Below are 25221 nucleotides of genomic sequence, written 5' to 3' on the forward strand. Positions count from 1 at the left end.
CGGCGAGGGCGCAGAACCCGCCGTGGGCGGCCATCCGCTCGGCCAGATTCCCGGCGCCGTAGTACGGGCAGCGGGCCGCGCGCAGGCTGCCGACCTCACGCTCACCGTCCAGGACGCGGATGTGCCACTCCTGCGGGCCCGCGCTCGCGACCGACAAGCCGGTGGCGGTGGCGGTGGTGCAGCTCGAACCCCAGGTTCGTGAGAGCGGGTACGAAATGGGCTGCCGCCACAGGGGCGGTCATCGTCGATCTCCAGTCGGTCAGACGGGTCCTTCACGCGCCGCCCACCGTAGAGGCTCACAGCCGGCGCACAGCGGGCCCATCTCAAAGGACCACCGCGATGGGCGACCCGACGTCCCTATGCGTGTGGCGTGTGTGACTGAGCGCTTCCCTTGGCGAGTCAAGCGCCTCGGTCGGCGGCCATCGTCGGCAGCGGCCACCAGCTGACGGGAACGTTGCGCATGATCAGGGCGCAGTCCAGGGTCGCGCTCCCTGGCGGGAAGCGGTCCAGGTCGTCGAAGAAGGACGACGCGGCGGAGCGAACCCGGCCGGCTTCCACGTGCCAGGCGTCGGTGTGCAGTTCCATGCCGTCCAGGTGGAGGCCGGACCTGGTGGCCGAGTACCCCTTCGCCCCGCCTTGAAAAAAGCGGGAGGCCTCGGCGAGATCGGCGAAGAGCTCGCTGCCCCGCAGCTCGTCGGACGGCTCGACGGTGACGTCCACCCGGGTGTCGCCGTCCCACGTCGCGAAGGCTACACGCACCTGGCCGGGTGCCTCGTGCACCTCGAAACCGGCGCGGCCGTGTTCGCCGGGGAAGACGCGGCCTCCGGCCCATACGTTGATCCGAGAGGCGGTATCGCGGCGCGGGATGTAGACGCCGGTCTCGACGCCGTCCGGTCCGTCCCATTCGACGGCGATCCGATGCGCCGCGTTCTCGCTCCGCAGCCCCAACGCCCTGGGGGCCCAGACCGGCCGGACATTTCCTAGCCGCAGCAGGCAGATACCCGCGACCGCGTGGCCGTGGACCAGTTGCGGGCGCAGCGGCCCGGGAAGCAGGCGGGCCGCGGCGTCCGGGGCGACCCGGTAGTTCACCAGAAGCCGTCGTTCAACGACGCTGGACAAACGTGGTTGCCTCATGACCCCTCACTCTGCGCCCCTGGGCGCCATTTGGTGTGGCGCAGGACGATCTGCTCGGGGCAGACGGCGCTGAGAAACCGACCGATGCAGGTCGCCAGGCGATCCTCGGCCAGCGTGTAGAGGATCCGGTTGCCGTCCCGGCGCTCGGTGACCAGTCCCGCCCCCCTGAGCACGCCGAGATGCCGTGAAATGGACGGCCCGCTGATCGCGAACCTGCTCGCGATCTCGCCTGCCGCGAGCTCGCCACCTCTGAGGTCCTCAAGGATCTGGCGCCTCGTCGGATCAGCGAGCGCCCGGAAGGCCCCTGCCTCATCCTGAGCTTCTGTCATGTTAGATATTTAGCACATTAGCTAAGTTTCTAACATGGACTCCGGCGGCCTTCGCCAACATTGCCCCGGCCGGCACTCCCTTCACCGCTCCTCGAGTAGCACCGCTCGCCAACTCCCGTGCTCACTCGCCAGCTGAAGCGCTCAGCGGCCGTTGTCGCGGAAGTACACGGCGCCCAGGGCGTCGGCGGTGGCTTGCTGGAGTTCGCGTTCGGTGGCCCCCTGCTCCTGGACGTCGAGGAGACGGGCGGCGTGATGGGGCGGGAGGGCGAGGGTGCTGCGAACACTGGCCGAAGTCATCGACCATCTCGGCGGCAGTGGGCAGACCGGGATCATCGACGGCACCGCGATCCGGGTTCGCCGGGCGGCCAGCGGACGCAAGGACCGGGACACGTTCATCTCCGGGAAGAACAAGCAGAACGCCGTCAAGACCATGGTCCTCACCGACCAGAACGGGCGGGTGCTGTCCTGCAGCCCGGCCAGGCCGGGCAGCTGCGCGGACATCACCCTGGCCCGCCAGTTGGGCCTGGTCAAGCTCCTGGTGGAGGGCCCAGCAGTGGAGATCCTCGCGGACGCCGACTACCAGGGCCTCGGTGCCCAGACCGGTGGGCGCGTGGTGACGCCACCGCACCGCAGGTCCAAGAAGAACGCCCCGGACCGGCACGAGGAAATGCACGAGCGACAGCGCAAGGCGCATACCTCACGACGGATCCGGGTCGAGCACGGCATCGCTCACCTCAAGGGCATGGACGAGCCGAGCCAGCCGCGCCGCTTCTTGGTGTCGCCGGGGTTGACGCCCGAGACGGTGACGCGGACGCGGACCTCGCCGGGGCCGGGGATGGGATCAGGGAGTTCGCCGACGTGCAGGACGTCGGCGGCGGGTCCCTGGTCGTCGTACCAGGAAGCAAGCATGGAGTTACCTCCGTGGGCGGTCAGCTCGCGGGAGCGGCGGGCGCATGCGGATCGTTGTCGGTGACCGTGGTGTCGAATGCGGGCGGCTTCTCGCCGAGGGTCTCGCGCAGCCAGGCCCGTTCGGCGCGGCTGGTGGCGCGGGCGGTGAGCAGCATGCCGCGCCGGTAGGGGTCGGCGATCTCCTCGGCGCGCAGGGGCCGGTCGTTGTCGTAGAAGAAGCTCGCCGGTTCTTCCAGGAACTCCAGCCGTCTGCGCAGCACCGCGTGCTGTTCGGCCACGTCGGGCAGATGGGAGAGGAATGCCAGGACGATGTAGAACCGGGTGAAGTCGGTGATCTCGTGGTCGGCGGGCTTGCGCAGGCGCTGAAGCATGTCGGCCCGTCCGGCCGGGGTCAGGCTGAGCACGTACCGGGCCGCCCCGGCGGCCGGGTCGGCGCGCCGCTCGGTCAGGCCCGCTTTGGTCAGACGGTTGATCGCCGGATACAGGCTGCCGTCACTGACCGGCCGCGTATAGCCGGTCAGCTGTGAGACGCGGCGGCGCAGCTCGTGCCCAGGCATGGGTCCCTCGGCCAGGAAACCGAGTATCGCGAGTTCGAGCATGGATCCATCCTCGCACACATACATCGAATCGATGTAGACATCGAATCGATGTTACGCTCCCAGGTATCCACCCATCCTCTTTGGGAAGGCACAGCAAGATGCCGGCACAACCCAGCGAATCAGTGATGAACCGCTTCGTCGAATTCATCAACACGGGCGACGAGGGCCTCGCTCGCGAGGTCATTTCTCCGGACGCGGTGTTCCACGCACCCAGTCACGCGGAACCACTACGGGGGCCCGATGGGTACATGGAAGTCCTCGGGATGATGCGCAGCGCCTTCCCGGACGTCCAGTGGACGCTGGAGGAGACGGTCACCGAAGGCGACACGGTGGCCGCGCGGTTCACCATGCGGGGAACCCACGACGGTGACTTCTTCGGGATTCCCGCGAGCGGCAACAAGATCTCGGTGCAGGCCATGAACTTCTACTATCTGGCCGACGGCCGGATCGTCGGCGAACGAGGGCAGCCCGACCTCCTCGGAGTGATGCAGCAGATCGGTGCCGTACCGGCGCCGTGAACCCAGGCGGGCGGCGTACCTTCTTTCGCGCGGAAATACCGCCGTTGCGAAGGGCCAATACGTTGGGTGACGGCTGGCGTCCGCAGCAGCGTCCAGGGCTCTCGCCCAGCGCTATGCCGGCGATCTGCTCCGGAGCTCGCCCTCGCGCCGGTGGCGCTGTTCACTGTGCCGCCCGCCTGAAGGAAGTACTGCATGAGGCGTGCGGCGGCGACCGTGCCGAGCAGCCTCACCCCGTTGCTGTCGCGTTCGATGACGGCGGCCAGGGGACGGTATGTGCGGGCCATCAGAGCCGCGACCTCCATAGGGGGCGCGTCGAGCCCGACGATCGGCGGTGCATACCGGCTTCGTGACGCCCGCTCGGCGACGGTGAGCCCGGCAAGGCGCTCGGCAGGCTCGGCGTCGTGCTGGTCGCCACCGGCGCCGGCCGGTGACGGATCTTCGGCGATGTAGACGGGAATGAGCACCCGGACTCCCCCAGGCCATCGGCGCCTACCACCTGTTCGGCAGGATCGGCTCCGGCGGCATGGGAACGGTCTACGCAGCCCGCCGAGCGGGTTCCGCCACACAGGTCGCCCTGAAGACCATCAACACCGAGCTCCTCGGCAGTCCCGATGTCCTGAGCCGCTTCGAGCGCGAGGCGGAGGTACTGGCGATGGTCTCGGGCACGTACACAGCCCGCGTCCTCGACTCCGGAGTGGACGCCGGACGGCCCTTCCTGGCCATGGAACTCCTCGACAGCCACCCCTCGCGACACCCACCTGCGTGAACAGGGCCCGATCCGTGCCCTGCAGGCCCTGCAAGCCCTCGCACTCGCCCTGGCGCCAGCGCTGGGCGGCATCCACCGACTGGGCCTGGTCCACCGAAACCTCAAGCCCGGCAACATCATGCTGACCAGCGGCGGTCCGCGCCTCCTCGACTTCGGCATCGCCGCGATCGTTGACCGTACAAGGCTCAATCGATATCTGACCACCACAGTGGGCGGGGCGGCGGGGACATGGTGGACTCAGCGGTAGCCCGCGGTGGCGCCTGACCGGTCGAGGATCGCGCTGGGTGGGTCTCGGCGAGCCGTTCTCGGCACCGGGCGGCGCGGGTGGGGCGGGCTGCGGGTCAGGTGGCGGCGTCGAGGAGGTGGGCGCCGTTGTTGCGGACGTTGTTCACGGCCGAGGAGACGGGCCGGGTGTCGAGCCGGCCGTCGGCGGGCCGGCTGAGCAGGGCGCGGAGGTCTTCGGTGTCGTGGTGGCTCGGGTCGAGCCAGGCGTCGTAGTGGTCGGGGGTGAGGGCGAGTGGCATGCGGGGGTGTACGCGGCCGGCCGCGTCGGTGGCCTCGGTGGTGATGATCGTGCAGGTCGTCAGCCAGGCGTCGGGGTCGTCGTCGCCGGTGATGTCGGGGTTGCGCCAGTACTCATAGAGTCCCGCCATGGCCATCACCTGACCGTCGGCGGGATGGATGAAGTACGGCTGCTTGCGGGTCCTGCCCGTGGCCTCGTCCTTCCTCGGCTCCCATTCGTAGAAGCCGTCGGCCGGCAGCAGGCAGCGGCGTCTGGCGAAGGCCCGTCGGTAGGCGGGCTTCTCGTGCGCGGTCTCGACCCGGGCGTTGATCATCCGGGAGGCGGCCTTCGGGTCCTTCGCCCACGACGGCACCAGGCCCCACCGCAGCGCCCGCAGTTCACGGCGTACCTCCTCGCCGTCGTCCCGCGCGGTGCGTTCCAGGACCGCGTAGACCTCGTCGGTCGGCGCCACGTTCCAGCTGGGCGCCAGCGTCTCTCCAGGGTTCCAGTCGGTGACCTGGAAGAGCCGGGTCAGGTCCTCGGGACCACGGGTCGAGGCGTAACGGCCGCACATGAAGCCACTGTGCCACGGAACCTGTCGTAGTCACGGGCAGAAAGGCGAACCACTGAGGACGTCGGCGCCCGCCGCCCCCGGCCGGCTCCGGCAAGGTGCCGGCCGGGGCGGACGGCACGCGGAGAGCTGTCACGGCCGGGCACGTCAACCGCAGGGCCGCTCACCGCGTCTGGCTTCCTGGGGGTTCACACCATGGCCCGTACTCTCCCGGCTCGGACGTACATTGATGCCTCCTCCCGCCCGGGCGGACCCCGGCCTCCCACCCGGCACAGCACGACAACGAGGAGCACGCGTGGCCACCACCACAGAGTCCGCCACACACGCCGAGCCCGCACCGCTGGACCGGCCCGCGAACGACGAGCCGACCGAAACCGCGACGCCCGCCTGGCGCATGCTCCTGGGCTACGTACGTCCGCACCGCTGGACGCTGCTCCTCGGAGCGGTGCTGTCGCTGGTCACCGGAGCCACCGGGCTCGCGCTGCCACTGGTGGCCAAGTTCCTCATCGACGCGCTCTCCGACGACCGTCCGATCGCCGGGGCCCTGCTGCTGATGTCGGCTCTGGTCGTCGCCAACGCGGGGATCGGCGCGCTCGGCGGGTACGTCCTGCAGCGCACCGCCGAGTCGGTCGTCCTCGGCGCGCGGCGCACCCTGTCGTCATATCTGCTGCGACTTCGCATCACGGCCGTGGACCGCAGTGAACCCGGCGATCTCATGGCCCGGGTCACCTCGGACACGACCCTGCTGCGCGAGGTCACCACCGACTCCCTGGTGGGTCTCGGCACCGGGGGGCTGACCCTCGTCGCGACGCTGGTGATGATGGGCGTGGTCGACCCGGTCCTGTTGGCGGTCACGCTCGGCGTCGTGGTGGTCGCGGGAACGGTGATCGGTGTCTTCGTGCCCCGTATCAACAAGGCCAGCAGGCAGGCACAGGACGCCGTCGGGGCGATGGGGGCATCGCTGGAACGCGTCCTCGGCGCACTGCGCACCATCAAGGCGTCCGGCGCCGAGCACCGTGAGGAGCAGGCCGTGCACGCGGCGGCCGAGGAGTCCTGGCGGCAGAGCCTTCGAGCCGCCAAGTGGTCCGCGCTGGCCGGTAACACGGCCGGCCTTTCCATGCAGATCGCGTTCATCACCGTGCTCGCGGTCGGCGGCGCCCGGGTCGCCACCGGCGCGATCGACGTGGGAACGCTGGTCGCCTTCCTGCTGTACGTCTTCTATCTGATGTCGCCGATCCAGCAGGTCGTCGGCGCCGTCACCCAGTACCAGGCCGGAGCCGGCGCCCTGGCCCGTATCCGCGAGGCTCTGCAGTTGCCGGCCGAGCCGCCCGCCGCGCCCGCGCCGCTGCCCGCACCCGGTGCCGAACCCGCCGCGCTGGCCTTCGAGGACGTCAGGTTCCGGTACTCGGACGACCTGCCGCATGTCCACCACGGCGTGACCTTCTCCGTACCGCAGCGAGGCATGACGGCCTTCGTCGGTCCGTCCGGCGCGGGCAAGACAACCGTCTTCTCGCTCATCGAGCGGTTCTACGACCCGGAGGCCGGACGGATCACCCTTGACGGCCGCGACCTGAACGCCTGGGAGATACCCCAGCTCCGTTCCGCGATCGGGTACGTCGAACAGGACGCGCCCGTCCTCTCCGGCACCCTCCGCGACAACCTGCTGCTCGGCAACCCCGGCGCCGGCGAGGACGACGTACTGAGGGTGCTGGGGACCACTCGGCTCGACGGCCTCGTCGAGCGGCTCCCCAAGGGCCTGGACACCCTCGTGGGCCACCGCGGCACGAAGCTGTCCGGCGGCGAGCGTCAGCGCGTCGCAATCGCCCGCGCCCTGCTGCGCCGCCCCCGGCTGCTCCTGCTCGACGAGGCCACCAGCCAGCTCGACGCCGTCAACGAGGCCGCGCTCCGCGACACCGTGGCCGATGTGGCCCGCACCACGACCGTGATGGTCGTCGCCCACCGGCTGTCCACGGTCACCATGGCGGACCGCATCGTCGTCATGGACGCGGGCCGCGTCCGGGCCGTGGGCACGCACCGCGAACTCATCGCCGCCGATCCGCTGTACGCCGAGCTCGCCGCCACCCAATTCCTGGCCACGGCCGACCAGTGACCGCTACGGGCCGCCCCGCCGCGGCCCCCGATCCGAGCGGGGCTCCGAGGGCTGGTAGGGCTCGAGACGACACCGCTGCGTCGGTGGCGCGGCCGACCCGGGATGGGATTGTGCGGGACTGCGAGGTCGCAGAACCCGTTGCCCGGGGCGCGGTATGCGGCCTGCGCCCTGCGACGTGGGGTCCCGGGAAGGGTCAGAAGCCGGCATCCTCTTCTTCGCGCGTCTCGAATCTTTGGCGTGCGCGTTCGACGGCGGGCATGTTCTGTGAGGCCCACGCCAGCAGTACGTCGATGGGATGCCGCAGGGTTTTGCCTAGAGGAGTGATCTGGTATCGGACCGCCACGGGGCGGGTGGAGACGATCTCGCGCTCGATCACGCCGTTGCGTTCGAGGCGCCGCAGTGTCGCCGTCAGCGACTTCTGCGTGACCCGGGGGATGGCCCGGCGCAGTTCGTTGAAGCGGCACGGGCGATCGCAGAGCTCGTTGAGGACGCTGAGCGACCACTTGTCGAGGATCTGGTCGAGCAGTTCGCGGTGCGGGGCGTCGATGCGGACTTCGTCGTCGGTATCCATGGCGAAACCTGGTCTCGTTGAAGTGTCCTTCTTCTACTAGGTAGCGTACAGATACCTACTTCGGGAGGAGAAGAACCCATGACCGTTCAGCACTTCACGCCGGAAGGCATGTTGCAGCCGGTCCCCTACCACCACGTCGCCGTGGGCACCGGGACGACGCACGTGCATGTCAGCGGCCAGGTCGCGCGCCAGGCCGACGGGACCCCGGTCGCGCCCGGTGATCTGGCCGGGCAGGTCGCTCAGGCGCTGCGCAACACCGCGGTCGGGCTGGAGGGTGCGGGCGCGTCGTTCGCGGACGTGTTGCGCCTGACCTTCTACGTGACCCGGTGGAGCCCGGAGAAGATCGGCGAGTTCATGGCCGGCGTGGAGGCTGTCGCCGAGGAGATCGGCCTCCGGCTTCCCATGCCCCCGGCCTCCCTCATCGGCGTCGAGTACCTCTTCGAGCCGGACATCCTCGTCGAGGTCGAGGCGACCGCGCTCCTGGACTGACCCCTCGATGGGGGCTCACGCAGCCCCGGCACCGGCCGCGTGAAGAGGGCTTCGGCGGCCGCCCGCCAAAGGGCCGGAAGGACTACCGTCCCGGCGGTCCGATCCGCCCGGCGCCCCCATCCACCTGGCCGACCGCCGGAAGCTGATCTGCAACGCACAGCAGGTGACGAAAGGACTGCTGCTCAATCACCGCAGGTGACAAGTAGCCCGAGCAGATGGTGACGACCATCGTGCTTCATCCTGCGGGTTGGTCCAGCACGAGCGGCACCTCGGGTGACAAGTACCGTGCGCCGGCACGGCCGTCACCCGCACGGGCCATTCCCGCTCATCACGGTGGACCCGCCCACGCCGCCCCCACGTCCCCGGCCGACTCCGGTGGCATCGTGATCCCGTACGACCCCCGCCGCATCGCTGCCCAGGGTCCGGTCCCCGATCAGGAGCCGGTCGCCCCCGAGAGCGCGAGCCGAGGAGGTGCCAGGTGCAGGTACCCGACGTTGCGGCCGACGATGCCGCAGTCGTCGGCGGATGGGCTGGGCGTGGTTCGTGAGCTGCACGGGTTACGGGGCCGGGGTGTAGTGGACGACCAGGATGCGGCCACCAGCCTCGTCGCCGTGACCGCGCGCCCAGGCCGTCAGAAGGCAGACCAGTACCCGGCCACATGGATGCCGCCCGCGCCGAACAGCAGGCAGCGCTGATGGAAGGCCCTACGCAGCGCCTCGCCCGGCAGGTGGCGGACTCCATGCCCAAGCTGGACATCACCGTCGACCTGGATCAACCGCGCGGTCGCGATGAAGCCGTTGAGGACGAAAAGTCGAGCAGTCGGACTCTTCCGATACCCCTGAAGCCCGCGCAGCAGGGGCAGCCGACGTGCCCACCGACGGCGCTCACGTGGGTGATTGAGCACGCCTGTGGAAGGGCGCGGCGGCGGACTTCGGCGGCTGATGCCGATCTCGAATTCTGGCTCTGCCCGGAGTTCCGTGAAGTCCCAGGTCAGGAAGTCTGCGACCTCGGCCACGGCCGGCCGTCAGGTGCAATGGCAGGGCGGCCGGCGACTACGTAGTCGCGGTACTCGTCGCCCGCCATGGACCGGTTTACCCAGCGTTCGCGCACTGCTCCCGTTTGGGTCTCGGCAGCATCCAACGCAGCGAGGGGATCGTTCGTGGTGGCCAAGAGGAGCCCGAAGTCCTCTTCGCCGCTGTCAGAAACCGGGGGCAGCGAATCCAGGTCGGCGGTCAGGGGCTCGCGGTCGAGCGCGGCGTGCAGATAGACCTCGTAGGTCCCTCGTACTGGCTGTAGCTCGACCCTGTGGATCCCCAGCCGCTCGGGGCTCTAGCGCACGCTGGAAGACTACGGCGTGATGAGGATGCGGGTCCGGAGGAGACCGAAGGAGGCCCGTCCGTACGTCGTCGCGTGGCGGAACTTCCCACGAGCCGCAGCCCGTTCGGGGTGCCGTTCCGCAGAGCTAGACCATGGTCAGGAGGTGATCCGTCGGCGCGTAGTCGATCTTCCAGTCGGCATAGACACCGGAGAATCCGTCCTTGGTGCACCGCAGGCCAACCGTCACCCGACGGACGGATCCGTCGCCGCCGAGCGAGAACGCGACCGCGGCCTCGAACTCCTCGCTGCCGCACGGACAGCCGGCCGCACCGGGCTCGTCGCCCTCCCAGGACTCCTCGTTCCAGTACTCCTCGCTGTCCGCGATGAACGCACGGCTCCCGCAGCCGGAGCACTCCCGTTCCGCCCCGGACGCGTTCACCAGGACGAAGAAGACCCGGCCGCCGCATCCCTGGCAGACGGAAGGAGCGATCTTCACCGGGCGGCCGTCGACCGCACCCCGGAGGAACACTGCGAGCTCCGCAAGGACACCCTCGCCAACCTGATCATCAGCATGCACGGACACACTGTTCCAGACGCCCCAAACCCGCACCCGACCAACATGACCAAGCCATGGGGCCCCGCGCGATCCGAAGCCCCAGCCGCAGCCTCTCCACCGACCGCCCTTGAGCCGGCCCTGCCGCCTGAGCCGTCGGCATGTCAGAGGTGCTGCCGGCTCACCGGTCTGTGAACCAACGGCGGCGGCGCCGGCCACGTGCTCGCGCACGGCGAAAGGGACGGGACTGTCCGGCGGCACTGCTCCCAGAGCGCGCCGAGCACCGGCCTCACCCACCCCGGACCACCCCGAACAGCCCCTGCCCGACTAGCGGTTCGGTCCTGGACACCGGCACAGACCTGCAACGCGCTCGCCCGTACCCCACTCACGTGGCGTTCCAGCAGCAGGGCCGAACGTGGAGCGCGTGCCATCGAACCTTGAGCGGCAGCCCGGGCAAGTGGGTCACATGTCACATGCCGGGGGTGGGCGCGTTGAGCTCGACGTAGTGGACCGCGTCCTCAGCTTGCGGTGCGTCGACGTGGCTGCGGGTCATTCGCGCCGAGAAACCCTTCAGCACGCTGTCGTAACGGGTCAGCACCGTGCCTCCACTGGCCGTCACGAGTTGTGCTTGCTTGTCGATCTCGGCGACGGGGGCGTCCGGCTCGAAGACCACGATGCACTCGTCCAGGTTGCGGTCAGCCTGCTCGGGGGCTCAATGCTCGATGGCACACGCTCAAGGTTCGATGACAAGGACAGGTGCCGTGTGCCCTGAACCATTGACCGCACGGGTCGGCGGGCGGCAGGTGGACGGCGCGGGCCGAGCTCCTGGAGTGACTTGACGCAGGGTCGCCCGCCACACACGGCGTATGGCGGGCGGTGTTCGGGAGCAGGCCGGCGGGCGTACGGCTAACGGCGGAAGTCGATGCGCGCGTAGAGGTCCATGAAGTCCTTCTCCTCCCCGTCCCCCGTGTACGACTGGATGTAGATCCTGAAGTCCGCCTTCGGGATCTCCCGGGCAAGCGTGAAGGTCCAGGTCTGCTTCCACTCCCCGGCGGGCGGCCGGGTGTCCCCTTCAAGCTCCGCCCCCAGCATCTTCAGCACCTCGGGCAGCGTGGCCGTCTTCCGCAGCAGCGTGATGAGTCCCAGCTTCACCTGGACCTGGCACTCCACCTGGGTCAGATCGACCTGCTCCTTGAGCCGGCCGGTCATCTGCCACCGCAGCTCCCTCCCTGGTTCGGGAAAGGACGGCGTCAGGGTGATGTCCTCGATCTCGAGGACATAGGAGTCGTCACTGCGGTCTTCGATCAGATCAGTGGCCATGAGCCAAGAGTAGTCGAATGACTACGCTTTGTGTCTGAGGTTCTTGAGTAACCTCGATGACGGCCTTGCCGAGGCTCTCCTACGGTTCGCGGTCGAGCGGGAGCCGGCTTCGAGCAGGCCGTCGGGGTCGTACAGCACCGTATGGGTCCTGCTGTGCATGGCGGGCCGCGCTGCCGGGGCATCTTCGCGCGGGCGGTCGGCGGTCGCTGCTGGGTGTCCTCGCCGCCGTCGGCCCCGTTGTCCTGGTCCTTGTCCGGTTCCTCGTCGTGCCGACCGAGGAACCGGGCAAAGCCGCGGACCGCGCAATCCAGCAAGGCCGGGCGGCCCTGGCCGCTGTAGCCGCCTTCGCCGTCTTCACCGCCCTGCCCACCAGCAGCGCCCACGCCGCCAAAGGCACCTTCTTCTACCGCTCGCCCCAGTCCGGAAACCTGGAGATCGAGGATCCGGACAACGGCGAGTGCTACCTCCTGCTCCAAGGCGCCGACAGCATCTACAACAGCACCGACACCGAGGCCACGGTGTACTACGACCGCGGCTGTGAGGAAGCCGCGGACATCGTGAAGGCCGGTGAAGAGCGCGGCTACTTCGATCCCCTTCCGCGCAGCGTGTCGTTCGGCTGAGGCCCACTCTGCCCTTCACCACTCACCTGATCAGTCCGCACGGTGACCGGCAGCTCGGGTTCAACGACGCCGAGGGCCGCTTCTACCAGCCGTGGGAGCACCGCCGGCCCGAGCCGCTTCACACCGGCGACGCGATCCTGCTGCGTCCCAGCGACGTCGACACGATCATCGAGTTGTCCAGGCTCTGAGTGAAGCAGCACCCGGCTCACTCCCGCAGCGACGCCCCGGCCGACGAAGTCGCCGCCGGGACCAAGGCCATCGTGCCGCACTTCGCCCCGCGCAGGCGCCGTGAGCGTCAGGCGCTGCCCGTGGCCACGGCCGCGCGGAACTCCTGAGTCATCAGGGCCACCGAGCCGCGCTGGACAGGGGCCAGGGCCTGACTCGCCCCACCTTGTGCAGCACGGCGCGCATCCGTATACGCCCACACCCGCTGTGACCACAGGAAACGCCTGACGCCCCTCATGGCGCGGGGGCCCGCCGGTGGCCGGCGGGCGCGCACCGTCTCAGGCCGCGGCGGGCGGAGCGGCCGCTTCGGCGGCGCGGCGGTATTCGGCGTTGATGCGCTGGGCTTCTTCCAGCTGGTCTTCCAGGACGATGATCCGGCAGGCGGCTTCGATGGGGGTGCCCTGGTCGACGAGTTCCCGGGCGCGGGCGGCGATGCGCAGCTGGTAGCGGGAGTAGCGGCGGTGGCCGCCCTCGGAGCGCAAGGGGGTGATGAGGCGGGCCTCGCCGATGGCGCGGAGGAAGTTCTGGGTGGTGCCGAGCATGTCGGCGGCCCGCCCCATGGTGTAGGCGGGGTAGTCGTCGTCATCGAGACGGCCAAACATGTCGTCTGCTGTCATCTGCACCTCTCTCTTGGAACGCGTGGAGGGGCCCTGGTGCCGTACGGCACCAGGGCCCCGAAGGAACTTCTACACCACGTGCCGACCCTGATACCGCGCCGGCCTTCTGTGTCCGCCTACCCGACTCAGTCGCTGTCGGGAGTGCGGGGATCGCGGTTGCTTGACCGGAGACCACCTCGCTATCGATGTCCTGCGGTACCCGGACTCGAGACTTCCGTCCGGGCGATCCTGATGGTGTCTCGTTCCTCCGTTTTCCCTCGGTGATCAATTTCTACCTGGGGTACTTCGTACTGCTGATACTGCGTACTGCGGGTACTGCTGGTGATGCGAACTGCTCTGTGGCCTGCGACAGCGCCACTCTTCGGCAGCCAGCCCCGTCGCCCGTCCTGCGTCTGCTCTGGCTTAGAACCCCACTGCCGAACATCCCGGTGCGCGCGCCCGCAGCCGACGCCTTCACCGAGGTACCACTTACCGACTTCACTGCTGGGTACTGCGCACTGCACTCGCGGGCACCGCTTCTGCCATGACAGCGGCCCCGTCCGGCGGCCCCTGATCACTGCGGGCCACCCGGTCCGGCCGTCAGTCCCGTCGCCGTCGTGCAACCACCCTGGCTTCGAAACTCCACTGCCGCACCGTCCTGCGAACTGCAACTACATGTACTACTGGTACCGCTTGCCCGGCAGTTCGTGTCTGCCAGGCCCTTCTGTCTCTCTGGGCTACGAGAGAAACCATAACCACCCCACCACCCAATGTCTACTCCGGCCGACATAGATTTTCGCGTGTTCGATGGCGAGGTATTCACCCTCGAACAGTGATGGCTTCGGGAGCGAGCCGGGTTGACGAGCCCCGGCCGGGGCACAAGCTCCAGGCAGACAGGACCCGCCATCAGCCGCCGAGACGGTGGCCTTGGTCGTCTCGGAGCTCGTCACCAACGCCCTGCGCCACGGCGGCGGCATCTGCACCATGGACCTGACCGCGCGCCCGGACAGCATCGAGGTGGCCGTGCACGATCCCAGTCCGCAGGTGCCGCGCATGCGCAAACCGACCTGAACGGCGGCACCGGAGGATTCGGCTGTCCCCCTGCTCACACCAGCGGGCGCGCGCGAAGTGGCCGTGGCCGCCGGCATGGCGGGCCGCACTGGCCAGCTGACGGCACCGAGAACGAGGCAGTACTCGTCAACTGACCCGAAGACCGACCGCCAGCGTCAGCTCAAGGACCCGGTGGGGCGATGCCAGATCCGGAAACAGCTCCCGCAGCTGCGACATCCGGTACCGGACCGTCTGGGGATGGACGAACAGCGCCGCCGCCACCTCGTCCCGCCTGCCCTGGTGCAGCAGCCACGCCCGCAACGTCTCCTCCAGCCGCCGTGCGGTCGCGACGGGCAAGCTCCGCAGCGGTGCGAGGGCTCGGGCACGCAGGTCTGCGAGCGTGTCCATGTCGGCGCTCAGCACCAGCTCGGGCAGGTGGTCCTCGGTGTCGCGAATATCAGAGGAGAGGGAGCGTGCGCGTACGGCTCGTGCGTACGAGGCGGACGCACGAGTCCATGGCCGGGCCGGGCCGACCACGGCGGTGCGGTCGGTGAGCTGCCGCAAGAGATGTGACCGGTCGGCATCGGGGACGAGCAGCACACCGGTGGCGTCCGGCAGATCGTCGAGGACGAGGGTGCTCGGGTCGAGCGCGCGGTAGGCCGGACGGGCCTGTGCGGCGGGCAGCAGGACCGCGGTCAGCGAAACCGGGGGCTGCCACCCGGCCCGTTGAACAGAGGCCAGCAGCACGTCCGGGTTCGCGCCGGCGAGGAGGTCGCGGGCCAGGTGTTCGAGGTGGCGCTCGTGGGCCCTGCCCCGGGCGGCCAGTTCGTCGGCGTGGCCCGCGGCGCTCGCGGCGGAGAGCTCGTCGATGTAGGCGAAGGTCAGCTCGGCGAACTTGGCGACCTCGGCGGCGGGCAGACCCGCGGGTACGGCACCCGCTGCCAGGCATCGCCAGGCCACGCGGGCGCCGACGCGGTATGCGCTGAGCAGGGCGTCCATCGAACGGCCGGAGCGCACCTCGCCGCGGCCCAACTCGTAGGCCGCGTCACCCGCGTCGCCGCCTGTGGCGTTCCCGCTCGCGAGGTCCAGGTAGTGCCCCAGGGCGGTGCGGACGGCTCGGCGGATGGTGCCGCCCATGCGGCCCGAAAGGGCGTTGGCGTAGGGAGGGACCTCGTCGATGATCGCCTGGACGACCTCGTCGGCGGTGGTCCTCAGCGCGGCCCGAAGTGCGGTGACCGTCGTCTCGTCCAGGGCCAGTTCGCTGGCCCTCCGGATTGCATGACTCACGTTTTGTTCCCTGCGAACAATTCAGCCGACCAGATTTACGTCTTACGGTCAGGACTTTACGCCTTGAGGCGCAGCAGGCTGTAGTCATGACGAGTGCAGCCCTCCGCAGCATGGCGTGGAAACTTCTGGAGATGGTCACGACGCCGCTGCTGCCGTCGGACTACCTCGACCTGGTCAGCCCGCTGCGTGCGGGCGCTGACCTGCGTGGGCGCATCGAGGCCGTGCACCCCGAGGCGGGTGACGCCGCGACCATCGTGATCAGGCCGGGACGGGGCTGGCGCGGCCACACAGCCGGTCAGTACGTGCGGATCGGGGTCGACGTCGACGGGGTGCGCCTGTGGCGTGCCTACTCCATCACCTCGCCGACGAACCGCCAGGACGACCGCGTCACGATCACCGTGAAGGCGATCCCGGACGGCAAGGTCAGCAACCATCTGGTCCGCAGGGCAGAACCGGGCACGCTGATCCAGCTCGACCAGCCGACCGGTGACTTCGTGCTGCCGCAGACCAAACCCGCCAAGGTGCTGTTCCTGACGGCCGGCAGCGGCATCACGCCCGTGATGGGCATGCTGCGCGACATCGAGTTCGACGACGTCGTCATGGTCCACTGCGCGCCACGGCCGCAAGACGTGATCTTCCGCGACGAACTGCACGACCTGGTCGCGGACAGGAAACTGCGGCTCACCGAGGTGCACACCGACACGGACGGCATGCTCGACATCGCCCGTCTCGACGAACTCGTGCCCGACTGGGCCGCGCGCGAGACCTGGGCTTGCGGGCCCGCGGGCCTGCTCGACGCCGCCGAAGAGCACTGGAGCGAGCACGGCGTACCGGAGCGCCTGCACACCGAACGCTTCCGCCCCAGCGTCGTCGTCGCCGGCGACGGCGGCGAGGTCACGTTCAGCGCCACCGGCAAGACCGTCGACGCGGACGGCGCCACGCCGTTGCTGGACATCGGCGAGGAGGCCGGCGTGCTCATGCCCTCCGGGTGCCGCATGGGCATCTGCTTCGGCTGCATCACGCCGCTCAAGGCCGGTGCCGTCCGTGACCTGCGCACCGGCGAGATCACCGAGGCCGAGCCCGGCGTCCTCATCCAGACCTGCGTGTCCGCCGCGGCGGGCCCCTGCGACATCGAACGGTAGGAGCAGCTTGACCGCCATCGACCCCACCGCCCACCTGACCGCTGAGCAGATCGAGGAGCTTGGCCGCGAACTGGACGCGATCCGCGACGAGGTGATCGCCGGTCGCGGCGAGAAAGACGCCGCCTACATCCGTAAGGTGATCTCGGCGCAGCGCAAGCTCGAGCTGGTCAGCAGGGGCGTACTGCTGTTCTCGATCTTCCCGCCCGCGTGGCTGCTCGGCACCGCCGGTCTGTCCGTGGCGAAGATCATGGACAACATGGAGATCGGCCACAACATCCTGCACGGCCAGTGGGACTGGATGCGAGACCCGAAGATCCACTCCACCACCTGGGAGTGGGATCACGTCTCACCCTCCGAGCAGTGGAAGCACTCGCACAACGAGCTGCACCACACGTACACCAACGTGATCGGCAAGGACAACGACCTCGGCTACGGCATCATGCGCGTCGACGAGGACCAGAAGTGGCACCCGTTCCACCTCGGCCAGCCGCTGTGGAACTTCCTCAACGCCTGCTTCTTCGAGTACGGCATCGCAGCGTACGACCTGGAGCTGGGCAAGAACCTGCACAAGCGCCGCCGCAAGAACCCTGAGTTCCGGGCGCGGGCCAGGGCCGTGGGCCGCAAGATCCGCAAGCAGGTCCTCAAGGACTACGTGATCCACCCACTGCTTTCGGGCCCGTCGTTCCTCCCCACGCTCGCCGCCACGTTCACCGCGAACCTGGTCCGCAACCTCTGGACCCACTCGGTGATCATGTGCGGGCACTTCCCCGAGGGCGTACAGGTCTTCGAGCGCCGGTCCATCAAGGGCGAGACGCGCGGCCAGTGGTACCTGCGCCAGATGATGGGCTCGGCGAACATCAGCGGCAGCAGGGCCATGCACTTCATGACCGGCAACCTGTCGCACCAGATCGAACACCACCTGTTCCCGGACCTGCCGAGCAACCGCTACGCCGAGGTCGCGGTGAAAGTGCGCGCGCTGTTCGAGAAGTACGAGCTGGAGTACGTCACCGGCCCGCTGCCCAAGCAGGTGTTCTCCGCGTGGCACAAGGTCTTCCGGCTCTCACTGCCGAACAAGAAGCCCAAGGTCACAACGCCGGACCGCGATAAGGAGCTCGTCGCGGCCTGATTCCCGGCATTGGTTCGGATCTTTCGGCCGTACCGGCAGCACCGCCGGTACGGTCAGCTGCGGTGGAACACGCCAAGGAACCGCGCCAAACCCGCCGCCCGCCCGCAAGTCGGCGAAACTTCTCCGCGCTGGAACGTCCCGGTGGTCCATGAGCAGCCCAACGTCGCCACGCCGGGCGCCGTGGCGGCCCGTATCCCGACCGTCACCACGAGACCCGCGACGGGGTGACAGGTACGGTCAGGGGCATCAGGTGTCCGTTGGCGCAGTCGCCGGGCTGCTGAGGGTCGATCTCCCATTCCCAGCCGGTCGGCATCGCGAGGGACCGCTTCCACTCGTTTCGCCGAGCGAAGGTGTCCGCGTTCTGCTGTTCCTGGAGCTCCTTCTTCCGCTCAGGGCTGGTGCCGGGGAGGCGCTGCTCCTCGTACCGCTTGTGGGTGGCTTCCTGCGCCCACTTACTCGCGGGGGTGTGGAACCGGACTTCGAGGAGCTGCCCTGAGCGGGGGGCGCGCCAGCCGGTGTTGATTCCCTTGTAACCCTGGTTACGGCTCCAGGTGTTGGACCACTTCGTGCTGTCGTTGCCCCACGCGGAGAGCACCTGCGCGGCGGTCGTGACGCCGTCGGTGTGCTGGTCGTCGCCCCATTGGAGCGTGTAGAGGACGGCGTCGCCGAGGGGTGCGAGGGCGGCCTCGGCGCTCTGCCCCGGGTATTCCTTGAGGCCGCAGCCCGTACCTGCGGGCTGATGGTCCGCTCGGCCCGCCTGGCGTCCTCGACATATCTGTCGACCCGCTCGTTGTCGGCCGGGCTGAGCGAGAGCCCGCCCTCCCCGGTCCACCCGTCCTCCGGCTGCCCGGCGGCACCCGACCGGGAGGTGCCGGCCTTGTCCGGTCCGGCGGGGACGGCCATGGCGGTGGAGGCGATGCCGGGGCACCGTCACCCCGGCCGCTATCACGGCCGCGCTGACCACCTCGTAGGAGTTGTTACGCGCGGCACAGTTGGCGTGCGGGACCGAAGTGCCGCGGGGAAGTCCGACCGGGTGGTCTTTGGCCGGATTTGCGCGCGGCAGGTGTCCGGACCGCCGCCCGGGCGGTCATGGGGCGATGGGGCCGTTTCTCTTGTCCGGCTGCGCCACTGGTGCCTGAGGAGGGCACTGGACCCCCGGCTTTGCGCAGGTCAGGGGCGCATTGCTCAGGCGGTCGAGCCGCTCGTACCGCAAATGGCGCTTGCAGCCAGGTCGCAGTGCCATGGGCTGCGCCCTCGTTGCCGCCTCTGGAGTGGGGGGTTACGTGACCTGGTCCGTCACCGGCGAGGCCAACTGCTGCCCGACTGGATCCGCCAGGCTGAACAGTCCGGCCCATTTCCGTCACGGAGTTCGCCTCGTTCCTCCGCCAGGGCCTCGACGCGGTCACCGCCGGACTGACCCTGGCTTATCGCCAGAGGTCGGCCCCGTCACGGCCACTCGGATCCATCGTCAGCAGGTCCTCGTGAAGACCCGAGAGGCGGCGGCCGGTGGGGGACCCGTCCTCGCCGGACTCCACAACCACCCAGCCGGCCCCGACGCCGGACACGTTCACATCTGCACCGGCATCAAGCTCGTCGACCGTGGCGAAGACCGCTTCGTAGGCAACCGCCCGGGCCAGGAGTTCGAGGTCATCCCTGTCCGCACCCGCATCCAGCAAGCGCCGAGCCGCTGCTACTTGCTCCAAGGCTCCGGGGTCGGCCCATCCGTCGATCGCACCACGCCAGAGGGATCGGAGCAGCACGAAGCGAGCCAACTGCGGCTGGTTCTCGTCGATCTCCGACCTGGCGCAACCCGGCGCATCAGTCGCGCCGAGAGCCTCGAACTGCGTTCGGAGCGAGTCCGCCGCGGCCCGCTTCGACGGAGCGAGCCCGGACAACCACGACTGCCACTTCGCCTCAGCATCCTCCATCTCACCAGGATGCCCCAACAGCCGCACCACACGTCGAGATCAACAGCTCTCACGCAAGCGCTGCCAGAGCCTTCGATCTCCCCAGGTGGTGTGATGGCTCGTTCCCGGCCCGGGACCTCTGTCCGCGACCCGGCTCAGATCTTTGCTGCAGCAGTCGGCGCGCCGGCGCCGACCACCGGCCGTACGTGAGCCAGCAGCAGTTCGAGGAACCGCTCCGGCCGGCGGAACGCCGCGAAGTGGCTGCAGTCCTCGATCAGCGCGAAGGCCTTGACCGGGGCCTGGACGTCGTCGAAGAAGCGGCGGGCGCGTTCGGGCGGCGTGAGGACGTCCTTCTCGCCCTGGAAGAGGAAGAACGGGAGCTCGAACTCGGTACCGTCGGACCAGTCGTCGAACCCGCGCGTGCTTTCGGTGATCTGCTCCGAGAAGCTCATGCCCTTGAGGAAGTGCCCCAGCTCGCGCAGCGAGTGCAGCGGCGAGAGCCACAAGGACCCCATGACGACCCTCTTCATCGTCTCCAGGGTCAGCGGATCGCTGGTGGCCAGAAGCTTGGCGTGCATCGCGCCCTCCCTGGCGGTCCAGCGGTGCTTGTCGGCGTCCAGGGCCTCGACCGACGCGAGTTCCTTGTGCTTCCCCGTCGCCCGCAGCCGGGCGACGAGCGCCTGGTGCACGGAGTCGTCGCGGCCGGCGTCGTGGATGTTCTGGTCGGTGCCGACGTACGCGGAGTACCGCTCGGGGAACGCGCGGGCGAGCCGCAGGCCGAAGGCGCTGCCGTAGGAGTGGCCGAGCAGGACGACCTTGTCGACGCCGAGGCGGGTGCGGATGTGGTCGGTGACCTCGACCGCGTCCGCGCGGATCCGCTCGAAGGTCTCTCCCCCCGCTGGACCAGCTCGATGCAGATCGGCTCCGGGGGCGGCCGGACCCCATGGCGTCCGCGACGATGCGGCCCACCCCTGTCATCGGCGTCCAGTGGGGAGCGAGGAAACGGTTCCCGGTTCGGGCAGCTCGAGGCCCCATGGAGCGTACGGGCCCGCCCGGCCCCGGCGCGTGACGCGGCGAGCGTTCCAGGCGGTCCTCGGGGCCGCCTCGGGCGAACTCTGGCGGCTCATTCGTCCGGGGCGGACCGGTGAAGCGTGGACGGCTTGGCGGTTGGGGAGGCGTGCGGGCTGGGGTCAGCGCCCGGGGCTGCCGGGTCCGGCCATTCCTTTGTGCAGGACCGAGGTCAGGAACGCCGCGAGACTCGTTGCGGCCGCGCTTCCGATCATGACCATCCCCACGCCGATCACGAAGAGGCCACTCGCGTCGTCCGACCAGTCATAGGCGGCGGCCAGGGTCAGACCGCCGGAGGTGCCCAGCACCGCGGCCACGACGTGCCCCCGGAACGCCGACCAGCACACCGGTATCAGCAGGCCCAGCCCCAACCCGATCACCTGCCACGCCTCGTAGGGTCCGGTCGAGGAGCCGTCGGGGTGTACGTCACGGTGCTGGTCCCACCCCAGCCAGGCCGCCCACATCGCCGCCGCCACACCCACGAGCATCATGGTCGTCACCGATGGGGACACGGGATTGCGCGGTTCGTTCGTCATGGCCCCAGCTTCCCGCCATCCCTCGGCCCTCGTCAGAGCGCGGATACTCAGCCGCACCCGAGTAGCAAGCACACGCTCACATGCAGGGCCGGATCACGGTGCCTAGAGGGGCAGGGAAGTCCAGCCAGAGCAGGACGCGGCCGGTGCGGTGCTGACCCGGTAGTCCTGCCGCAGCGGGTCCGGGGGACTTCGAACGCCATTCGGCCGCCCAGCTCCTCTTCGCCGGGCCGGGTCAGAGCCGCGGGCGGCTGATCTGCCCCGTCTGCGGCGCGGTGGGGCGCGTGTGGGGCAGTCGGGGCCGGTGGCCGTGGACCCGTCGGTTCTGCGTACCGGCCAACGCGGCGCCGCGGCCGAGTATCGGGTTCGGGACGGGAATCGGGCTGTTTCGATGCCGACGGAGGTGGAGAGGCCGGGTCGGACGCTTCATCCGGCCGTGGAGGAGCATCCCAGGTCAGCGGGGTCCATTCCTTCCGTTTAGGCTTCCGTCCCGGACCGTGCAGTCGGCCGGTCGGGAATCAGGGGGACAGCCCGATGAGCAGCACCACCGAGGTGTTCCAGCCGCTCCAGGCGGACGACCCGCCCGTCGTCGCCGGTTACCGGTTCGCGGCCCGGCTCGGCGCGGGAGGCATGGGCCGGGTGTACCTGTCGCATACCCCGGGCGGCCGCCCGGTGGCCATCAAGATGGTGCGGCCGGAGCTGGCCGACGACCCGGTCTTCCGGCGGCGGTTCCGTCGGGAGGTGGAGGCTGCCCGCCGGGTCAGGGGCGCCTACACCGCCGAAGTCATCGACGCCGACGCCGACGGCGTACCTCCCTGGCTCGCCACGCTGTACGTGCCCGGGCCGTCCCTCACGGAGGCCGTCGCCCGGCGTGGTCCGCTGCCGGTGTCCGCCGTGCTGTGGCTGGTGGCCGGCGTGGCCGAGGCACTCCAGGCGATCCACGCGGCGGGGATCGTGCACCGGGACCTCAAGCCGTCCAACGTGCTGCTGGCCGCCGACGGGCCGCGGGTGATCGACTTCGGTATCTCGACCGCCGCCGACATCTCCTCGCACACCGCCACCGGCTCCACCATCGGTACACCCCACTTCATGGCCCCCGAACAGGCCACCGCCGGTGAGATCACCCCGGCGACCGACGTCTTCGCGCTCGCCCAGACGGCGGCCTTCGCTGCGCTGGGCGAACCGCTGTACGGGGACGGCATCGCGCCCGTCGTGCTGTACCGGATCGTGCACGAGGAACCCGAACTGTCGCGGCTGCCAGAGCCGTTGCGCCCGCTGATCACCTGGTGCACGGCGCCCGACCCGAGGGAGCGGGCCACTCTGGCGGAGGTCGTCGAATGGTGCCGACGGCGGCTGGAGGACACGGACGCCGAGGCGGGCGCAGGGCCGGCCGTCTGGCGCGAGGTCATCGGATCTGAGGCGACCGTTCCGGACCCGGTGCGCGACCCCGTGGCTCCGTCGACCGCGGGCGCGACACTGTTGCTGGGGCGCGCTCGCCGGCGGGCACCCGGACGGCGTACCGCGCTGATCACGGCCGTGGCTGTGACGGCGGGCGTTCTGGCGCTGACGGGCCTGACGTGGCTCGCCGGGGACCGGTTCGGCCTCGGCGAGCGGGCCGAGGACACACACGCTTCCACACCCGGCCCGACGAAGCCCGCACGGTCCACAGTGTCGCCGACACCCACCCCGCCGACCGCCGGCGGCTCCCCCCGGGCGTCACAGCCCGCCCCGAACGCCTCCCCGGCGGCGGGAGCCGACGACGTGCGGTCTCCCGTATGGCTGACCGAGAAGAACTCCCTGAGCTTCCGCGAGCCGATGCTGCCCGAGGACCGCACGGGCGACATCCGCCTCGACTGCGAGGACGGTGTGGACTGCGCGCTGCAGAGCGACACCACCGTGTTCGCGCAGATGTTCGGCGGAAAGGCCGCCTCCCTCGACGCCTGCCGGCACCTCCTCAGCGGCGCCACCGGCTCCGCGTACCGCACCTGGTCACTCGCGGCGGCGAACGACGGCTCCCAGCTCTGCGCCAAGAACGCCTCTGGCGACATCGCGGTGCTCACCATCCAAATCAAGCAGACGACCCTGCGAGAAGCCGCCTTCCTGCAGCTGGGCATGAACGTCTGGAGGAAGGCGGCCTGAGGCATGGACCGGACGCACCGGTGCCCAGTGAGTTCGAGCGTCGCACTCTGCCGAACCCTGAGCCGGTGAACGCCTGCACGGTGGGCGGCTGGTGAGGGAGATCTCCGGCCGTGTGGGGATCTCCGCCGGCGTCGGTGGGTCGGCGGAGAGCCGGGCTTCGGGTGCGGCGGTGTGTCAGGTGGGCAGTTTGTGGGCTACGGCGACGATTGCCGCGCGCGGTATCTCGGCGAGGAAGGCGTCCCCGGAGCGGTAGACGACGGGTCCCGGTGTGAAGCCGGTCTTCTCGGGCAGGGTCGCCAGGTACGTCTCGTGCTGGAAGTACTGCTCCAGGAGTCGCCAGCGGGCGTCGGTTCCGCCCAGGGTGGCGAAGAAAGCGCCTACTCCGTACATGTCGGCCACGTACGCGCACATGCGGCTGCGCGCCTCTTCCTCGGTGGTGCCGCGGACCACGAGGGGGTCGTACAGGTCGATGACCCGGGCCGGTGTGCCGGCTTCGGCGAAGAGTTCGGCCAGGGGGCCGCGGGAGAAGTGGCGGTAGTCGTGGCCGGCTGTGGTGTGGGGGTGGACGATGTCGGTGAAGAACCGCGCCATGGGGCTGGTGTCGTCGAAGTCGTGCAGGACCACGTGGCCGCCGTCCTTGACGACGCGCAGGGCCTCGGTGACGGCGTCGAGCCTGTCCTGCGGCGCGATGTGGTGGGTTCCGTAGGCGAGCAGTGCCGCGTCCATGGTGCCGTCGGCGAGGAAGAGATGGTCCGCGGCTTGCCGGATGGCGGCCAGGCCCTGGGCGAGGGCTCGTTCGACCATGTCCCCCGAGAGGTCGCCGGTGAGGATGTGGACGTGATCGCGCAGTTCGGGGGCGCTGTCGTGGACGGCGCGGGCGATGGTTCCGTCCCCGCCCAGGACGTCGAGGACGATGCGGGGGGCGGCCGTGTCAGGCGTCGTGCGGGAGGGGGCGGCCAGTTCGAGCAGTTGTCGCATTCCCTTCCAGCGGACGGAGGAGTCCTGCTGGGCCCTGCGGTAGGAGTCGCCGCGTCCCGTGTCGTCGGAATCGAATTCCGTGGTCGTCGCGGCCAGTGCTCTGAGCGCCTTGTCGGCGCCCGGACGGCCGAAATCCACGGACGCTTTCAGGACCGGGTAGGCCGGGACCGTGTCGCGCACATAATCTTCGAGGGTCAGGGACGGTAAGTAGGTTTCCGTTCCCGCCGATGCATCCGCCTGCATTTCCACCAATCCGGTCAGTCGATGGATCTCATCGTGGACGACTGGTCGTTCCGTATGCAGGGTTCTCACCCTCCGCAACCCATGAACGGCCCGTGATTCCGTCGGTCGGCACCGGGGTGCGCGCCGGGCGGAGTTTCGGGGCGCCGGCGCTGAGCCAGTCCGGTCCGCAGTTTCACCGTCGCACCCTTTCAGGGCGCCGATCCCGCGTCAAGAGTGCCCACGCGAAGGAGGATGCCGCCCCCGGGGGGCCGTGCCGATCGCCCCTGCCGGTCGTGAACTCCGGGGAAAACAGAGGGACTTCAGCCAGTATTCGGCCACGGTGATTCATGCGCGACGGCACGGGGCGGCGGGCATGGGATTTCAGAGGGCCGAAGTCCCCCATATCGGGGGAACACCGTCGGCGAGTCGTGGCTGGTCGTGCGTCGGGCCTGCTGCCTGGGTGGGTACTTCGTGGTCGTGATGCGTGAGTGTTGTCCATTCCTCGTCTCCGATTCAGACGGACATTCCCCGAAATTCCCCTTCCCGTCAGCTCCGGCCGATGAATACCCTCCCCCCGTCGTCTCCGGGTCGGGAGGAACGAATCGTCCGGGGGTGGTTCCCTGGTAGATTGACGGCCCTT

General features: G+C 69.5%; 24 protein-coding genes and 5 pseudogenes. 12 read left to right on the forward strand and 17 right to left on the reverse strand.

The features are described from left to right. Positions 1–399 precede the first annotated feature (399 nt). The gene (locus ACIA8N_RS21930; protein WP_365785971.1) at positions 400–1134 is read right to left on the reverse strand and encodes a DUF2071 domain-containing protein; all 735 of its coding nucleotides are present in this window, start codon (positions 1132–1134) and stop codon (positions 400–402) included. Further along, on the reverse strand, positions 1131–1463 hold the full coding sequence (locus ACIA8N_RS21935) for a metalloregulator ArsR/SmtB family transcription factor (RefSeq protein WP_365785969.1): 333 nt from the start codon (positions 1461–1463) through the stop codon (positions 1131–1133). The genes ACIA8N_RS21930 and ACIA8N_RS21935 overlap by 4 nt, the downstream gene beginning before the upstream one ends. Before the next feature lie 271 nt (positions 1464–1734). Between ACIA8N_RS21935 and ACIA8N_RS21940 the strand changes: the two are divergent. Then, positions 1735–2148 (forward strand): annotated as a pseudogene (locus ACIA8N_RS21940) (transposase family protein); the annotation flags it as partial. 53 nt (positions 2149–2201) lie between these two features. Here ACIA8N_RS21940 and ACIA8N_RS21945 read toward each other — a convergent pair. After that, positions 2202–2372: pseudogene (locus ACIA8N_RS21945) on the reverse strand (NADPH:quinone reductase); the annotation flags it as partial. 20 nt (positions 2373–2392) lie between these two features. Continuing rightward, positions 2393–2971 (reverse strand): PadR family transcriptional regulator, encoded by a 579-nt coding sequence (locus ACIA8N_RS21950; RefSeq protein WP_365785967.1) that lies wholly within the window; start codon positions 2969–2971, stop codon positions 2393–2395. A gap of 125 nt (positions 2972–3096) precedes the next feature. On the opposite strand from ACIA8N_RS21950, the gene ACIA8N_RS21955 reads away from it, so the two are divergent. From ACIA8N_RS21955 to ACIA8N_RS21965, 3 genes and pseudogenes are all read left to right on the forward strand, one after another. Next, on the forward strand, positions 3097–3489 hold the full coding sequence (locus ACIA8N_RS21955; RefSeq protein WP_399416755.1) for an ester cyclase: 393 nt from the start codon (positions 3097–3099) through the stop codon (positions 3487–3489). Between the two features lie 523 nt (positions 3490–4012). After that, positions 4013–4255: a hypothetical protein gene (locus tag ACIA8N_RS21960; protein ID WP_365785963.1), complete on the forward strand. Its 243-nt coding sequence runs from the start codon at positions 4013–4015 to the stop codon at positions 4253–4255. Next, positions 4221–4502 (forward strand): annotated as a pseudogene (locus ACIA8N_RS21965) (phosphotransferase); the annotation flags it as partial. The gene ACIA8N_RS21960 and the pseudogene ACIA8N_RS21965, both read left to right, overlap by 35 nt. A 94-nt stretch (positions 4503–4596) precedes the next feature. Here the strand turns inward: ACIA8N_RS21965 and ACIA8N_RS21970 are convergent. After that, the gene (locus ACIA8N_RS21970; protein ID WP_365785961.1) at positions 4597–5331 is read right to left on the reverse strand and encodes an SOS response-associated peptidase; all 735 of its coding nucleotides are present in this window, start codon (positions 5329–5331) and stop codon (positions 4597–4599) included. A 391-nt stretch (positions 5332–5722) separates the two neighbouring features. Between ACIA8N_RS21970 and ACIA8N_RS21975 the strand changes: the two genes are divergently transcribed. Then, a complete protein-coding gene (locus ACIA8N_RS21975) occupies positions 5723–7438 on the forward strand; it encodes an ABC transporter ATP-binding protein (protein ID WP_365786017.1) in 1716 nt (571 codons plus the stop codon). 193 nt (positions 7439–7631) lie between these two features. Here ACIA8N_RS21975 and ACIA8N_RS21980 read toward each other — a convergent pair whose 3' ends face one another. Continuing rightward, on the reverse strand, positions 7632–8009 hold the full coding sequence (locus tag ACIA8N_RS21980) for a helix-turn-helix domain-containing protein (RefSeq protein WP_365785959.1): 378 nt from the start codon (positions 8007–8009) through the stop codon (positions 7632–7634). A 78-nt stretch (positions 8010–8087) separates the two neighbouring features. Between ACIA8N_RS21980 and ACIA8N_RS21985 the strand changes: the two genes are divergently transcribed. Continuing rightward, positions 8088–8498, forward strand: coding sequence for a RidA family protein (locus ACIA8N_RS21985; protein WP_365785957.1), 411 nt, complete (start codon positions 8088–8090; stop codon positions 8496–8498). 631 nt (positions 8499–9129) lie between these two features. Here the strand turns inward: ACIA8N_RS21985 and ACIA8N_RS21990 are convergent. The 4 genes from ACIA8N_RS21990 to ACIA8N_RS22005 form a co-directional block, all read right to left on the reverse strand. Beyond that, complete coding sequence (locus tag ACIA8N_RS21990) at positions 9130–9513, reverse strand: hypothetical protein (RefSeq protein ID WP_365785955.1); 384 nt, start codon at positions 9511–9513, stop codon at positions 9130–9132. 447 nt (positions 9514–9960) lie between these two features. Then, positions 9961–10392, reverse strand: coding sequence for a hypothetical protein (locus tag ACIA8N_RS21995; RefSeq protein ID WP_365785953.1), 432 nt, complete (start codon positions 10390–10392; stop codon positions 9961–9963). A gap of 445 nt (positions 10393–10837) precedes the next feature. Beyond that, on the reverse strand, positions 10838–11041 hold the full coding sequence (locus ACIA8N_RS22000; protein ID WP_365785952.1) for a hypothetical protein: 204 nt from the start codon (positions 11039–11041) through the stop codon (positions 10838–10840). Positions 11042–11274: 233 nt separating this feature from the next. After that, entirely contained in the window at positions 11275–11688 is a 414-nt protein-coding gene (locus ACIA8N_RS22005; RefSeq protein ID WP_365785950.1) for a hypothetical protein, read from the reverse strand. Between the two features lie 266 nt (positions 11689–11954). Between ACIA8N_RS22005 and ACIA8N_RS22010 the strand changes: the two genes are divergently transcribed. Together ACIA8N_RS22010 and ACIA8N_RS22015 are read left to right on the forward strand one after the other, a co-directional pair. Beyond that, positions 11955–12308, forward strand: coding sequence for a hypothetical protein (locus tag ACIA8N_RS22010; RefSeq protein ID WP_365785948.1), 354 nt, complete (start codon positions 11955–11957; stop codon positions 12306–12308). Between the two features lie 188 nt (positions 12309–12496). Then, positions 12497–12643 carry a hypothetical protein gene (locus ACIA8N_RS22015; protein ID WP_365785946.1) on the forward strand — a complete coding sequence of 49 codons (147 nt, stop codon included), beginning with the start codon at positions 12497–12499 and terminating at the stop codon, positions 12641–12643. A 168-nt stretch (positions 12644–12811) separates the two neighbouring features. On the opposite strand, the gene ACIA8N_RS22020 is transcribed toward ACIA8N_RS22015, so the two are convergent. Next, complete coding sequence (locus ACIA8N_RS22020) at positions 12812–13150, reverse strand: MerR family transcriptional regulator (protein ID WP_365785944.1); 339 nt, start codon at positions 13148–13150, stop codon at positions 12812–12814. Between the two features lie 888 nt (positions 13151–14038). Between ACIA8N_RS22020 and ACIA8N_RS22025 the strand changes: the two are divergent. Next, positions 14039–14334 (forward strand): annotated as a pseudogene (locus tag ACIA8N_RS22025) (ATP-binding protein); the annotation flags it as partial. Here the strand turns inward: ACIA8N_RS22025 and ACIA8N_RS22030 are convergent. Beyond that, the gene (locus ACIA8N_RS22030) at positions 14327–15466 is read right to left on the reverse strand and encodes a helix-turn-helix domain-containing protein (RefSeq protein WP_365785941.1); all 1140 of its coding nucleotides are present in this window, start codon (positions 15464–15466) and stop codon (positions 14327–14329) included. The pseudogene ACIA8N_RS22025 and the gene ACIA8N_RS22030 overlap by 8 nt on opposite strands. 86 nt (positions 15467–15552) lie before the next feature. Between ACIA8N_RS22030 and ACIA8N_RS22035 the strand changes: the two genes are divergently transcribed. After that, a complete protein-coding gene (locus tag ACIA8N_RS22035; protein WP_365785939.1) occupies positions 15553–16608 on the forward strand; it encodes a ferredoxin reductase in 1056 nt (351 codons plus the stop codon). Positions 16609–16615: 7 nt separating this feature from the next. Continuing rightward, complete coding sequence (locus tag ACIA8N_RS22040; protein ID WP_365785937.1) at positions 16616–17734, forward strand: acyl-CoA desaturase; 1119 nt, start codon at positions 16616–16618, stop codon at positions 17732–17734. A 246-nt stretch (positions 17735–17980) separates the two neighbouring features. Here ACIA8N_RS22040 and ACIA8N_RS22045 read toward each other — a convergent pair. From ACIA8N_RS22045 to ACIA8N_RS22060, 4 genes and pseudogenes are all read right to left on the reverse strand, one after another. Further along, a pseudogene (locus tag ACIA8N_RS22045) lies at positions 17981–18637 on the reverse strand (ATP nucleotide 3'-pyrophosphokinase). 521 nt (positions 18638–19158) lie between these two features. Continuing rightward, the gene (locus ACIA8N_RS22050; RefSeq protein ID WP_365785935.1) at positions 19159–19662 is read right to left on the reverse strand and encodes a hypothetical protein; all 504 of its coding nucleotides are present in this window, start codon (positions 19660–19662) and stop codon (positions 19159–19161) included. Positions 19663–19796: 134 nt separating this feature from the next. After that, positions 19797–20558 carry an alpha/beta hydrolase gene (locus tag ACIA8N_RS22055; protein ID WP_365786015.1) on the reverse strand — a complete coding sequence of 254 codons (762 nt, stop codon included), beginning with the start codon at positions 20556–20558 and terminating at the stop codon, positions 19797–19799. Between the two features lie 273 nt (positions 20559–20831). Further along, positions 20832–21245 (reverse strand): hypothetical protein, encoded by a 414-nt coding sequence (locus ACIA8N_RS22060; protein ID WP_365785933.1) that lies wholly within the window; start codon positions 21243–21245, stop codon positions 20832–20834. A gap of 531 nt (positions 21246–21776) precedes the next feature. Between ACIA8N_RS22060 and ACIA8N_RS22065 the strand changes: the two genes are divergently transcribed. Continuing rightward, positions 21777–23381, forward strand: a complete 1605-nt coding sequence (locus ACIA8N_RS22065) for a serine/threonine-protein kinase (protein WP_365785930.1) — start codon at positions 21777–21779, stop codon at positions 23379–23381. Positions 23382–23555: 174 nt separating this feature from the next. On the opposite strand, the gene ACIA8N_RS22070 is transcribed toward ACIA8N_RS22065, so the two are convergent. Continuing rightward, entirely contained in the window at positions 23556–24539 is a 984-nt protein-coding gene (locus tag ACIA8N_RS22070; protein WP_365785928.1) for a class I SAM-dependent methyltransferase, read from the reverse strand. Positions 24540–25221: the final 682 nt, after the last annotated feature.

Source organism: Streptomyces sp. NPDC051822 (assembly GCF_044452745.1).
Lineage (GTDB): Bacteria > Actinomycetota > Actinomycetes > Streptomycetales > Streptomycetaceae > Streptomyces.

Bases quoted from the DNA above. Each gene is read 5' to 3' on its own strand.
- ACIA8N_RS21930 (WP_365785971.1), bottom strand. From the start codon at position 1,134: ATGAGGCAACCACGTTTGTCCAGCGTCGTTGAACGACGGCTTCTGGTG.
- ACIA8N_RS21935 (WP_365785969.1), bottom strand. From the start codon at position 1,463: ATGACAGAAGCTCAGGATGAGGCAGGGGCCTTCCGGGCGCTCGCTGAT.
- ACIA8N_RS21950 (WP_365785967.1), bottom strand. From the start codon at position 2,971: ATGCTCGAACTCGCGATACTCGGTTTCCTGGCCGAGGGACCCATGCCT.
- ACIA8N_RS21955 (WP_399416755.1), top strand. From the start codon at position 3,097: ATGAACCGCTTCGTCGAATTCATCAACACGGGCGACGAGGGCCTCGCT.
- ACIA8N_RS21960 (WP_365785963.1), top strand. From the start codon at position 4,013: ATGGGAACGGTCTACGCAGCCCGCCGAGCGGGTTCCGCCACACAGGTC.
- ACIA8N_RS21970 (WP_365785961.1), bottom strand. From the start codon at position 5,331: ATGTGCGGCCGTTACGCCTCGACCCGTGGTCCCGAGGACCTGACCCGG.
- ACIA8N_RS21975 (WP_365786017.1), top strand. From the start codon at position 5,723: ATGCTCCTGGGCTACGTACGTCCGCACCGCTGGACGCTGCTCCTCGGA.
- ACIA8N_RS21980 (WP_365785959.1), bottom strand. From the start codon at position 8,009: ATGGATACCGACGACGAAGTCCGCATCGACGCCCCGCACCGCGAACTG.
- ACIA8N_RS21985 (WP_365785957.1), top strand. From the start codon at position 8,088: ATGACCGTTCAGCACTTCACGCCGGAAGGCATGTTGCAGCCGGTCCCC.
- ACIA8N_RS22005 (WP_365785950.1), bottom strand. From the start codon at position 11,688: ATGGCCACTGATCTGATCGAAGACCGCAGTGACGACTCCTATGTCCTC.
- ACIA8N_RS22020 (WP_365785944.1), bottom strand. From the start codon at position 13,150: ATGACAGCAGACGACATGTTTGGCCGTCTCGATGACGACGACTACCCC.
- ACIA8N_RS22035 (WP_365785939.1), top strand. From the start codon at position 15,553: ATGACGAGTGCAGCCCTCCGCAGCATGGCGTGGAAACTTCTGGAGATG.
- ACIA8N_RS22050 (WP_365785935.1), bottom strand. From the start codon at position 19,662: ATGGAGGATGCTGAGGCGAAGTGGCAGTCGTGGTTGTCCGGGCTCGCT.
- ACIA8N_RS22060 (WP_365785933.1), bottom strand. From the start codon at position 21,245: ATGACGAACGAACCGCGCAATCCCGTGTCCCCATCGGTGACGACCATG.
- ACIA8N_RS22065 (WP_365785930.1), top strand. From the start codon at position 21,777: ATGAGCAGCACCACCGAGGTGTTCCAGCCGCTCCAGGCGGACGACCCG.